At 69.1% G+C, this 11,467-nt stretch carries 13 protein-coding genes; 3 read left to right on the forward strand and 10 right to left on the reverse strand.

Annotated elements, in window-relative coordinates; translation table 11 throughout:
* Nucleotides 1-439: 439 nt before the first annotated feature.
* From FKR81_RS12360 to FKR81_RS12405, 10 genes are all read right to left on the reverse strand, one after another.
* Entirely contained in the window at nucleotides 440-1,030 is a 591-nt protein-coding gene (locus tag FKR81_RS12360) for an MBL fold metallo-hydrolase (RefSeq protein ID WP_146351242.1), read from the reverse strand.
* Nucleotides 1,030-2,115, reverse strand: coding sequence for an S-(hydroxymethyl)mycothiol dehydrogenase (locus tag FKR81_RS12365; RefSeq protein WP_146351244.1), 1,086 nt, complete (start codon nucleotides 2,113-2,115; stop codon nucleotides 1,030-1,032). Before FKR81_RS12365 ends, FKR81_RS12360 begins: the two co-directional genes overlap by 1 nt.
* 13 nt (nucleotides 2,116-2,128) lie before the next feature.
* Complete coding sequence (locus FKR81_RS12370) at nucleotides 2,129-2,647, reverse strand: VOC family protein (RefSeq protein ID WP_146351246.1); 519 nt, start codon at nucleotides 2,645-2,647, stop codon at nucleotides 2,129-2,131.
* A 22-nt stretch (nucleotides 2,648-2,669) separates the two neighbouring features.
* Entirely contained in the window at nucleotides 2,670-3,494 is an 825-nt protein-coding gene (locus tag FKR81_RS12375; protein WP_146351248.1) for a chorismate transformation enzyme, FkbO/Hyg5 family, read from the reverse strand.
* Between the two features lie 129 nt (nucleotides 3,495-3,623).
* On the reverse strand, nucleotides 3,624-3,896 hold the full coding sequence (locus tag FKR81_RS12380; protein WP_146351250.1) for a DUF4235 domain-containing protein: 273 nt from the start codon (nucleotides 3,894-3,896) through the stop codon (nucleotides 3,624-3,626).
* Nucleotides 3,893-4,180 (reverse strand): DUF3618 domain-containing protein, encoded by a 288-nt coding sequence (locus FKR81_RS12385; protein ID WP_146351251.1) that lies wholly within the window; start codon nucleotides 4,178-4,180, stop codon nucleotides 3,893-3,895. The genes FKR81_RS12380 and FKR81_RS12385 overlap by 4 nt, the downstream gene beginning before the upstream one ends.
* Nucleotides 4,177-4,566 (reverse strand): phage holin family protein, encoded by a 390-nt coding sequence (locus FKR81_RS12390; protein ID WP_146351253.1) that lies wholly within the window; start codon nucleotides 4,564-4,566, stop codon nucleotides 4,177-4,179. The genes FKR81_RS12385 and FKR81_RS12390 overlap by 4 nt, the downstream gene beginning before the upstream one ends.
* A gap of 48 nt (nucleotides 4,567-4,614) precedes the next feature.
* Complete coding sequence (gene trxA / locus FKR81_RS12395; RefSeq protein ID WP_146351255.1) at nucleotides 4,615-4,983, reverse strand: thioredoxin; 369 nt, start codon at nucleotides 4,981-4,983, stop codon at nucleotides 4,615-4,617.
* A gap of 57 nt (nucleotides 4,984-5,040) precedes the next feature.
* Nucleotides 5,041-7,665 (reverse strand): helix-turn-helix transcriptional regulator, encoded by a 2,625-nt coding sequence (locus FKR81_RS12400; protein ID WP_328593139.1) that lies wholly within the window; start codon nucleotides 7,663-7,665, stop codon nucleotides 5,041-5,043.
* A gap of 39 nt (nucleotides 7,666-7,704) precedes the next feature.
* Nucleotides 7,705-8,841, reverse strand: a complete 1,137-nt coding sequence (locus FKR81_RS12405; RefSeq protein WP_222598245.1) for an FAD-dependent monooxygenase — start codon at nucleotides 8,839-8,841, stop codon at nucleotides 7,705-7,707.
* Between the two features lie 179 nt (nucleotides 8,842-9,020).
* Here FKR81_RS12405 and FKR81_RS12410 point away from each other — a divergent pair, with 179 nt between their 5' ends.
* From FKR81_RS12410 to FKR81_RS12420, 3 genes are read left to right on the forward strand one after another with little or no spacing between them, the layout of a single operon-like run.
* Entirely contained in the window at nucleotides 9,021-9,926 is a 906-nt protein-coding gene (locus FKR81_RS12410; protein WP_146351258.1) for an ABC transporter substrate-binding protein, read from the forward strand.
* On the forward strand, nucleotides 9,916-10,722 hold the full coding sequence (locus tag FKR81_RS12415; RefSeq protein ID WP_146351260.1) for an amino acid ABC transporter permease: 807 nt from the start codon (nucleotides 9,916-9,918) through the stop codon (nucleotides 10,720-10,722). The genes FKR81_RS12410 and FKR81_RS12415 overlap by 11 nt, the downstream gene beginning before the upstream one ends.
* Nucleotides 10,706-11,467, forward strand: coding sequence for an amino acid ABC transporter ATP-binding protein (locus FKR81_RS12420; RefSeq protein WP_146351262.1), 762 nt, complete (start codon nucleotides 10,706-10,708; stop codon nucleotides 11,465-11,467). Before FKR81_RS12415 ends, FKR81_RS12420 begins: the two co-directional genes overlap by 17 nt.

Consider the following 11,467-nt stretch of genomic DNA (forward strand, 5'->3'; position numbering starts at 1 on the left):
GACTTGGGGTGCGGCGTGGTACCCCTATCGGGCCGGCAGGTGCTCTTCCTGCCGGCGGAGCCGGCCCCACCACGCCGCGAGGGGCCCCAAGTCAAGGCCCAATCGCTGCGCCGAAGGCGCGACGCAAGCCACGACAGCGAAACACCGAAGCGCAGTAAGCATCAGACCCCGGCCCCAAGAAAAACCAGCAGCCAAGCAGGGACCCGAGCCCCGACGAGAACCGGCAGCCAGGCAAAGACCCGAGCCCCGGCGAAACCGGCAGCCAGGCAAAGAACCCGGCCCCGACGAGAACCGGCAGCCAGGCAAAGACCCCAGCACCACCGAGAACCGGCAGCCAAGCGACACCTCGGACACGAGCGCCGATGAGACTGGAAGCAGGTGCCTCGTCGGACCCGCAACCCAGGCCGGACGAGACACCGCTACCGCAACCTGAGCGGGGCTAGAAGAGCTCCGCTCCGATCGTCGTGCTGGCGCCGTGTCCGGTGTGGACCACGGTGTCCGGCGGCAGGGTGAACAACCGCTCCTTGATGGACCGCTCGATGGTGGGCCGGTCCGAGTAGGAGCGCCCAGTAGCACCGGGACCACCGGAAAACAGCGTGTCGCCGGTGAACAAGAGACCCATGTCGGGCACGTGGAAGCAGCACGCGCCCGGCGCGTGGCCCGGCGTGTGCAGGACGTGCACCTCTACGGTGCCGACTGGGATGACCTGGCCGTCGGACAGTTCGCCCGGTTGCTCGCTGGGGTGGGTCATGTTCCACAGCACCAGGTCGTCGGGGTGCAGCAGGATGGGGGCGCCGGTGGCGTCGGACAGTTCCGGAGCGAAGCGGATGTGGTCGTCGTGGGCGTGGGTCGCCAGGATGGCTACCACCCTGCGGGGGCCGATCACGTCCAGGATCGCGGGTACCGAGTGCGGGGCGTCGATCACCACGCACTCGTTGTCGTCGCCCAGCACCCAGACGTTGTTGTCCACGTCGAAGGTTTCGCCGTCCAGCGAGAAGGTGCCGGACGTGACGGTGTGGTCGACTCGCATCAGAAGACCACCACGGAACGTAGTACCTCGCCCTTGTGCATCTTGTCGAACGCGGCCTCGACCTGGTCGAGTGCGATCTCCTCGCTGACGAACGCGTCCAGGTCGAAGCGGCCCTGCTGGTACAGGTCCACGAGCATGGGGAAGTCGCGGGTGGGCAGGCAGTCGCCGTACCACGAGGACTTCAGCGAGCCGCCGCGCGAGAAGAAGTCGATCAGGGGCATCTCGAGTTGCATGTCGGGGGTGGGGACGCCGACGAGAACCACAGTGCCTGCCAGGTCTCGGGCGTAGAACGCCTGCTTCCACGTCTCCGGGCGGCCTACAGCATCGATCACCACGTCGGCGCCGAAGCCTTCGGTGAGGTCCTGGATCGCGGACACCACGTCTGCCGAGCGGGCGTCGATCGTGTGGGTTGCGCCGAAACCCTTGGCCCACTCCAGTTTTCGCGGGTCCATGTCCACCGCGATGATCTTCGCGGCGCCTGCTATGCGGGCGCCCGCGATGGCGCCGTCGCCCACGCCGCCGCAGCCGATCACGGCCACCGAGTCGCCGCGTGAGACGCCGCCGGTGTTCACGGCCGCGCCCACGCCGGCCATGACGCCGCAACCCAGGAGGCCGACTGCGGCGGCGCGGGCTGCGGGTGAGACCTTTGTGCACTGTCCTGAGTGGACGAGAGTTTTCTCTGCGAAGGCGCCGATGCCCAGTGCGGGGGACAGGGCGGTGCCGTCGGACAGGGTCATCGGCTGGGAGGCGTTGAACGTCGAGAAGCAGTACCAGGGCTTGCCGCGGCGGCAAGCCCGGCACGAGCCGCACACGGCGCGCCAGTTGAGGACGACGAAGTCGCCCGGCTCGAGGTCGGTGACGCCGGCGCCGACCTGTTCGACGACGCCCGCCGCCTCGTGGCCGAGCAGGAACGGGAAGTCGTCGTTGATGCCGCCCTCGCGGTAGTGCAGGTCGGTGTGGCAGACCCCGCACGCCTGCACGCGCACGACCGCCTCGCCCGGTCCCGGGTCGGGGACCAGCACCGTCGTGAGCTCGACCGGCTGACCCTTGCCTCGGGCGATGACGCCCTTGACTTCCTGCGCCACGTGCGACTCCGTTTCAGTCGACCAGGTGCTCGCCTTCGAACACCCCGAGCTCTTCGCGGTAGAACTCAACACCTACACCGTTGGGGTCGCGGATGTACAGGCTGTCCTCGACGCCGCGATCCGGGCCGAGGTACTCCACACCCGCGGAATCCAGCTTCGACTTGATCTGGTCGAAGTGGTCCGAAGAGACGGACAGCGCGAGGTGCTGCACCGCGCCGATGGTCTCCGAGTAGTCCGGGTGCTCATGGCCGGGGAAGTCGAAGAACCCCAGCAGGTTCCGGTTACCGATGTCGAAGAAGAAGTGACTGGAACCGCGGTAGTCGCGGTTCTCCACGAGCTCCACGAGCGGGAAGCCCAGGAACTCCTGGTAGAAGCGGATCGTCTCCTCGACGTCCTTGCAGATCAGGGCGAGGTGGTGCACGCCGCGGACCGGGGTCGCGGGCCGACCGGTCCGCGGCTGGAGGTAACGCGACTTCAGTTCGGCTCGTCGTGACCTGATGGCGTCGAGCTCAGCACCGTCTGGCTGTGGCATGCCGCCCAGAGTAGTTTCATTTTCAACCTGCCACACCTTCGAACTCTGCGGTCCGGTCCGAGTGCAGCAGTCCGGCGTGGAGGTAGGCCACGTCGGTCTCCGCCAGCAGGCGCGACTCGCAGTCGTACTGCACCGACGCCATCTGGTCCGGGTGCCGCACGTAGACCTTCAACGACGTGATGTCGGTCAGCTCGTACCCGCGGTCGATGCCCCAGTCCCGCAGGTTGATCTTGCTGATCAGGTGCTCGACGTCGTCCAGCGACGACGCCGAGAAGTACAGCCGGTCGTGCAGGAACGTGCCGCGCGCGCCGGTCGGCGCGATGATCGTCACCGGCACCCCGGTGCGGCACGCGAGCAGGTGAAACGCGGTGCCGCCGCCGAGCGACTTGATCGCGGTCGCCGTCGGCAGGCCGCTCCACGTCACCGGCCGCTTCGCGAACGCCTCGGCCTGGCCGAGCAGGAAGTCCTGGTAGGTGCGCGGGGTGAGGTCCTCGAGGAAGTTCCACATCCGGAACACGTGGTGGTAGCCGAGCGCGCCCGCCAGCTCCAGCGCCGCGCGGAACGCGAGGCGGGCGGCGTAGGTGTGCTCGTTGCACGGCGGGATGCGGCCCGCGCAGAACAGGTACTCGCCGTCGTGCGAGAACGCGATGGCCTTGTGCTCACCCGACTCGACCGGCCGGGGCGTCGCCCACACCTCGGCGAAGCTGTTGGCGGGCTCGTCGACGAGGTGGACGTTGAGGGTGGCGTGGCCGCCGCGTGACTCAGGGTTGAACGTGGTGCCGGTGTAGTTCACGACGCCCAGCGCGCCGGGGACCGGGCCCGTGATGGGCTCGAATCTGGAAGACAATGCGCGAGCGTTCAGTTGTCGCGTCATCTTCAGCCTCCCGGAGTCGACCGGGCCAGAGTATGTCGCGAACCGATTGGTGTGTACCTTTGCGTCTCGATTGGCGCAATTCGCACACCGTCCGTAGAGGACTCAATCCTCCTCGTCGCCCGGCCATTCACCTGTCAACTTGTCGAAACCTGTGGCGCCGCCGCGATCGATGACAGCCTTGACCAGGCCGAATATTGCGCCCTGCAACGTTGCTGCCAGCAAGACCTCTGTCCACGTCCCGTTGCGCATCGTCGCGCTGGGTGCTTCTTTTTCACCGCTTATGAATTTCCACACCTGGCCGAAAACTGCCGACGCGGCCAGCCCGCCGAGCACGCCGAAGAGCAATCCCAGTGGTCGGTACAAGAGCTTCGTCATCGGGACCTCCTGGACAGGATCCACAGCAGCATCACGATCGCGCCCAGCACGGCGGCGACCGCGGCCGGATGCCTGCGCGCTTTCTCGATCTGCACGGCGACGGGTTCCGGCAGCTGCTCGACGGCGTGGTCGGTGGCCGCGGTCATCCTGGCGGTCGTCTCGTGCGCCTTCTCCTTGACACGACCGGGCACGTCCATCTTGTGCGCCAACGCTTCCACGGTCTCACCGAGCTGCTTGCGGGTGCGTTCGATGTCCTCGCGCAGCTCGTCTTCCGGGGTGGTCATCGGTGGGCTCCTTCACGGATCGCGGTGATGTCCTGCTTGACGCTCTCGACCGCTTCGCGCGGAACCGGGGGAGTGCCCTGTTTGACCTGCGAGCGTCCGACGAGTGCCAGCACACCCGCGACCAGGAGCAGCGCGCCCGCGACGATGAACGCCGCGATCCACGCCGCGAGCACCGTGGCCAGCAGCATGATCAGCCCGGCGACGACGCTCAGGCCGCCCCACCACGCGAAGACGCCGGCTCCGCCGAAGAGGCCGGCGCCGGCGCCAACGTGTTTGCCCTTGTGCTTCAGCTCCGCCACGGCGAGCCTGATCTCGTCGCGGGTGAGCCTGCTCACCTGCTCGGACAGCTGGTTCACCAGCTGCGCGGTCGACGTGTCGTGGTTCATGCACGTCGGCTACCCGCAGCCGCGAGCGTTTACTCCGTCACCGCGAGGTCACTGGGCTTCCTGGGCCTGCTTCACCTTCTCGTGCACCTCGGCCATGTCGACGTCGCGCGCCTGCTTGATCAGGTCCTCCAGTGCGGGCGCGGGGAGTGCGCCGGGCTGCGAGTACAGCACCACGCCCTCGCGCACGATCATCAGCGTCGGGATCGACCGGATGCCGAACGCGCCGGCGAGCTGCTGCTGGTCCTCGGTGTCGACCTTGCCGAACACCAGGTCCTCGTGCTGCTCGGAGGCGTCCTCGAAGATCGGCGCGAACTGGCGGCACGGGCCGCACCACGACGCCCAGAAGTCGACCAGGACGATGCCGGACCCGCCGACCACCTCATCGAAGTTCTCCGTGGTCAGGTCCACCGTGGCCATCTGCGTTCCTCCTATGTCGGCTGTCCGGTCCAACGGACGACAGCCAACAAGAATTCCCTAGGCGCTGCTGGCCATGTCGGTGGGCAGGTCGGTCCGGTCCTTGACGTTGAGCTTCCGGTACACGCGGGTGAGGTGCTGCTCGACGGTGCTGGGGGTGATGAACAGCTTGTCCGCGATCTCCCTGTTGGTGTGCCCGGTCGCGGCCAGCGCGGCCACCCGGCGTTCCGCGCCGGACAGCGCGTCCGCACCGCAGGCCGCGTGCGGTTCCTCGTCCGGCAGGAGCTCGCGGCACAACGGCAGCGCGTCGCACTCCTTCGCGATGTGCCACGCCCTGCGCAGCACCATCCGCGCGCGCCGCTGGTCGCCGAGCGCGTGGTGGGCGCGGCTGAGCTCACCCGACGCGCGCGCCAGCTCGTAGCGGTCGCCGCACAGCTCCAGCACCTCGGCGGCCTCGGCCAGCAGCGCCGGTCTGCGCGTCGGGTCCTCGCACGCGGCGAGGATCCGCAGTGCCGCGCCGCGCGCCCGCGACGGGCCCTCGCCGGTGATGTCCAGCTGTTCGAACGCCAGCGAGCGCGCCCGATCTGGCATGTCCTGGCGCAGCCACGCTTCGGCCGCGCCGGTCCGCCACGGCACGAAGCCCGGCGCGTCGAGCCGCCACGAGCTCACCAGCTCGCCCACGACGAGGAAGTCGGCCAGCGCGGCGTGCTGCCGCCCGGTCGCGAGGTGGTGCTGCCCGCGCGCGTACAGGTAGTGCACGCCCGCGCGCGTCTCGAACATCGTCTCCGGCACGGGCAGTTCGACGAGCCGCGCGGCGTCGTCCAGCCGCCCGGAGTACGTGGCGGCGAGCAGCGCGCAGCTCAGCGGGAAGCCGAGGTTCGTGCCCCAGCCCTGGGCGTCGAGCGTGGTGAGCGCGGTGTCGGCGTACCGCGCCGCCTCGCGCAGGTCACCCTGGCGCACCGAGATCTCCGCGCGGGTGCCGGACAGCGTGGCCCGCAACGTGTCCGCCCGCTTGCCCTCGGCCGCGGCGAGCAGCCGGTCGCACCACGTCGCGGCCGTGTCGAGCCGGTCGGCGTAGACGAGCGCCAGCAGCGCGGCGACGCGGTAGTCGGACACGCCGTTCGCCCGCGCGCCCTGCAGGATCTGCTCGGCGGTGACGACCGCCTCCTCGCCGCACCGGCCGGTCAGCACCTGCGCCAGCGCGGTCGTCGCGCGCGCCCACGGGTCGGCGGTGAGCGTGCCCGGCGGCTCCGCGGCACCGGTCCGATCGGCCAGCCGGGGGTAGCAGCAGGCCAGCCACAGCTCGACGGCCTGCGGAACCGACCTGGACGCACGCGTCCGTTCGAGTGCTTCCGCGGCCTCGGTGAAGCGGCCGTGCCACAGCATCTGGCGCATCAGCGACACGGTGTCCCAGCATCCGAGCAGTCCTTCGCGCGAAGCGGCGAGCAACGCGGGGAAGTGCCGTGCCGCGGTGGCCGGGCTGGTGCGCCATTCCACGCGGGCGAGCCGGGACCGGATCGACGCCCGCTGCTTGTCGTCGGTACCGGTGCGCACGGCCCGTTCGAGGTGCAGCACGGCCTGCTCGACGTCACCCTCGCGCAGCGCGTGCTCAGCCGCCTCGTGCAGGACGGGCGCCGCCCACGCCGCGAGCGGACGGTCCGCCGCGGCGAGGTGCCGCGCGATGTCGATGGCCGGCGCGCCCTGGTCGTGCAGCAGCCGCGCCGCGCGCAGGTGGAGTTCCCCCAGCTCACTCCGGGAGAGGTCGTCGAGAACGACGGACGCCGACGCGGGGTGCCGGAACCAGCCGTCGGCGAGCAGGCCCGCCGACTCCATGGCGTGCACCGTGCGCGGCACGTCCAGCACGTCCACCCCGGTGAGTTGGGCGAGCAGCGTCGGCGACGGGTCCTCGCCCAGCACCGCGAGTCCGGCGGCGAGCGCGACGACGGCGGGGTCGCTGCGGTGCACGCACGCCAGCAGGTCCTCGCGGAACGCGGGCCCGAAGAACCGGCGGGTCGTGTCGTGGTCCTCCAGCAGCGCGTGCGCGAGCAGCGGGTTCCCGCCGCTGAGCTGGTGCACGTCGTCGGCGAGGTGCGCGGCGAGCTGGCCGGTCTCGCGCCGGGACAGCGCGGCGAGCCGGATGCGGCGGCAGTGCCGTTCGCGCAACAGCTCGGAGTGGAACGGCGTGCGGGGCTGGTCGATCTCGGTCAGCACGAGCAGGACGCGGGCCGTGCCGACCCGTCTGGCCAGGTACAACAGGCAGTCCAGCGACGGGGCGTCGGCGTGCTGGACGTCGTCGACGCCGATCAGCAGCGGACGCTCCTCGGCGAGGTCCGTCAGCGCGCGGCTGACGTCGTGCAGCACCATCGCGTGCTCGGCGACGCTGGGGTCGAGCTCGGTCAGCCCGTTGCCCACGAGCCGGGCGATCCGGTCCGGTGTGGCCGGCAGCAGCTGACTGATGACACCGAGCGGAAGCAGTCGTTCGGCCGGCGAGCAGGTGGCCTTCTGGAACCGCAGTCCGTCTTTTGACGCTTTCTCGGCAAAGGTGTGAATCAACTCCGTCTTTCCGCAACCGACCGGGCCGCTCACCAGAGCGACCCGGCCGTTTCCGGAAAGGCAGTCCGCTCCCATGCGTTCGAGTTGGGCAAGTTGGTCCGCTCGTCCGATCAAGGTCACGCTCGTCCGCACGGCTTTTGAACGGCCGAAGGTTCGAACGAATTTATGAGTTCACTCGATCGGACGCGGCCGGAATCGGCGCCGGAATAACTGCTCGCGCAGGTCGTCCACGAGATCGGCCAGATCGCACTCGTCGTGCGCGGTGCCGAACAGGTAGAAGTCCGGCCGCACGAGCGCACCGATCTCACCGGCCTCGGCGAGGTACGGCAGGTACACGTCGTCGACGTCGACCACGGTGCCGCCGCCCGCCTGGTCGAGCGGCGTTCCCGCTGGCAGGAGCTGCACGACGTGGGCGTCGATGTCGTGCAGGAACGCCCGCAGCCGGTCGGTCAGCACCTCCTTCGGCGGCGCCGTCGACATGAGCACGAACCCGCGTCCGACGACGTCGTCCAACGCGCCGCGCTGGTCCGCCGTCGCCACGCTGGCCTGCGGCAACAGCTGTCCGGTGTGATCACCGGTCGCCGGGTGGACCACGCCGGACGAGAGCCTGCGCGGGTTCTGCCGCTCGACGGCGTAGCTGTCCAGCAGCGCCTCGTTCGCGCGGTCGCGGAGCACCAGGTCGAGCTTCCACGCCAGGTTGGACGAGTCGCGGATGCCCGCGCACATGCCAGGTCCCGCGAGCAGCGGCGCCAGGTTCGCCGAGTCGCCCGCGAGCAGGATGCGGCCGGAGCGCCAGCGGTCCGTCTCGTGGTGGAAGCTGTGCATGCCGTCGCAGCCGACGACCCAGGACGCCGTGATCACGTCGCCACCCGCGACGACCTCGGCGTAGCCGCCCCGGTCGACGAGCAGCGCCGCCTCGACGCCGCGCACCACGGTGAGGTTCGGCAGCTTCCGCTCCCGGTCGGCGAGCGCGGCCTGCAGCGCGGGTTGGTGGAACAGCGTGAGGCACGCCCACCGCTTCGGTTGTGAGAATCGCAGCGTGGCATTCTCGAATTCGAGACAGATGGCCGGTACGCCTATTTGCCGCAGTCGCGTTCCGAGTCCGGCGCTGGCGAGTACGCGCATGGTCTCGCTGTCGAACCCGATGACACTGGGAATGGAGGTCGCGGCGGAGCTGGGATCAACGACGGTGGTGAGCCAGCCGCGTTGTGCGAGAAGTATGCCGAGCACCTGGCCGACGGGTCCGTGGCCGACGACCAGCACGTCGGTGTCGGGGCAGGAGTGCGCGGAGGGTGTGGGCATCGCCATCGCCAACTTCCCCTTCTCGTTTGGCGGTTTTCTCCATTCCTGCATCGAGGGAGTCGCGGGACAACCCGTGTTGGTGGAAAACAGTTTCCACACAAAGTTAGGGAGGGCGTAGGGGGTGCGCTAGGGGGTTGCTTCAACTTTTTGTGGACTCCTTCAACTCCACGTTGTACCGTCCGGCCATGCTGCTGACCCGATCGCTTCTCGTGACCGCCGTGGCGGCGTCCCTGCTCGCTGGATGTGGATCAGCGCAGGACGGCGCAGCTCCCGCATCGACCCCGCCGTCCGCGCCCGCCGTGGCCAAGGACGACGCGCTCGCGGCCAAGGTGCCGCCCGCCATCGCGTCGACCGGCAAGCTGCGCGTCGGGTCGAACGTCCAGAACCCGCCGAACAACTTCTACGCGCAGGACGGCAAGACGCCGATGGGCTCAGAGGTCGACCTCGCAAACGCGATCGCGGCCAAGCTCGGGCTCAAGACCGAGTACTCCGACATGGTGTTCAGCTCGCTGATCACGTCGCTCCAGTCGGGGCGCATCGACGTGACCATGGCGGCGATGAACGACACCGCCGAGCGCCAGCAGAAGATCGACTTCGTCGACTACTTCACGTCCGGCATCACGATCATGGTGCAGAAGGACAACCCGGCGGGCATCAAGGGCCCGGACGACCTGTGCGGCAAGAGCGTCGCGGTCAACCTCGGCACCAGCCAGGAGGCCTACGCCAAGGAGCAGAGCGGCAAGTGCACCGCGGCAGGCAAGGGCGAGGTGACGCTGACCGTGACCGACAGCGACACCGGCAACCAGAACCAGCTGCGCACCGGCCGCGTGGCCGCGATCCTCAACGACCTGCCGACCGCCGTGTACATCTCCAAGACCGCGGGCGACGGCAAGTACTTCCAGGTCGTGCCCGGCGCGCCGATCAACGGCGGCCCGTACGGCATCGGCGTCAACAAGGACAACGCGCAGCTCACGGCCGCGATCCAGGGTGCGCTCCAGGCGCTCGTCGACGACGGCACCTACGGCAAGATCCTGAAGAACTGGGACGTCGAGCAGGGCGCGATCGCCAAGGTCACGGTCAATGGCAAGTGACCTCGAGGTAGTTCCGCTCCGCCACTACGGGCGCTGGGTCAGCGGCGTGCTGATCCTCGCCGTGGTGGTCGGCATCGTGCTCGCGTTCGTGGACGCGCAGATCATCTGGGAGGACGTCCCGGAGTTCTTCACCCACGAGACGATGATCCGCGGCCTGCTCAACACGATCGTGCTCGCCGTGCTGGCGCAGGTGGGCGCGATCGCGCTCGGTGTGGTGATCGCGCTGATGCGGATCTCGGTGAACCCGGTCGCCCGCTGGTTCGCCGTCGGCTACATCTGGCTGTTCCGCGGCCTGCCGGTGCTGCTCCAGATCCTCGTGTGGTTCAACCTGGCGCTGGTGTTCGAGCACATCTCGATCCCGATGCTGTTCGAGGAGAAGACGAACGTCCTGATCACCGCGTTCGTCGCCGCGCTGCTCGGGCTGGGGCTCAACGAGAGCGCCTACATGGCCGAGATCGTCCGCGCCGGCCTGACCAGCGTCGACTCCGGCCAGGTCGAGGCGGCCAAGTCGATCGGCATGACGCCCGCGCTGACGTTGCGGCGGGTCGTGCTGCCGCAGGCCATGCGGGTGATCATCCCGCCGACCGGGAACAACTTCATCAACATGCTCAAGGGCACCTCGATGGCGTCGGTCATCGGCTTCCTGGAGCTGATCCACGCGGCGAACAACATCGCGTCGCGGAACCTCGAGGTCATGGAGACCCTGCTCGCCGCCGCTGCCTGGTACATGGTGCTGGTCAGCATCGCGTCGATCGGTCAGCACTACTTGGAGCGTGCGTATGGCCGCGCTGGTTGAGGCCGTCGGAGTCCGCAAGTCGTTCGGGCACACCGAGGTGCTCAAGGGCGTCGACCTCGCGGTCGACCGGGGCGAGGTCGTGTGCCTGCTCGGCCCGTCCGGTGCCGGGAAGAGCACGTTCCTGCGCTGCGTGAACCACCTGGAGACCATCGATGCCGGCCGGATCTGGGTCGACGGCGTGCCCGTCGGGTTCCGGCAGGCCCACGGCAAGCTCTACGAGCTGCGGGAACGCGAGGTCGCGCGGCAGCGGCGCGACATCGGCATGGTTTTCCAGCGGTTCAACCTGTTCCCGCACCGCACCGCGCTGGAGAACGTGACCGAGGGCCCGGTGCGGGTGCTCGGGCTCGACCGCGCCGCCGCGCGCGCCGACGCCATGGCGCTCCTCGACCGCGTGGGCCTGTCGGACAAGGCGTTGTCGTACCCGCGGCAGCTGTCCGGCGGGCAGCAGCAGCGCGTGGCGATCGCGCGGGCTCTCGCGATGGAGCCGAAGCTGATGCTGTTCGACGAGCCGACGTCCGCGCTGGACCCCGAGCTGGTGGGCGAGGTGCTGGACGTGATGGTCGGCCTCGCCCGCGACGGCATGACGATGATCGTGGTGACGCACGAGATCGGGTTCGCGCGGTCGGTGGCGGACCAGGTGGCCTTCATGGTGGACGGCGCCGTCGTCGAGACCGGTCCGCCGTCGCAGGTGCTGGACAATCCTCAGCAGCCGCGTACCCAACAGTTCCTCGCAAAGGTGTACTGA

Origin of the sequence: Lentzea tibetensis, assembly GCF_007845675.1 — a bacterium.
GTDB lineage: Bacteria > Actinomycetota > Actinomycetes > Mycobacteriales > Pseudonocardiaceae > Lentzea > Lentzea tibetensis.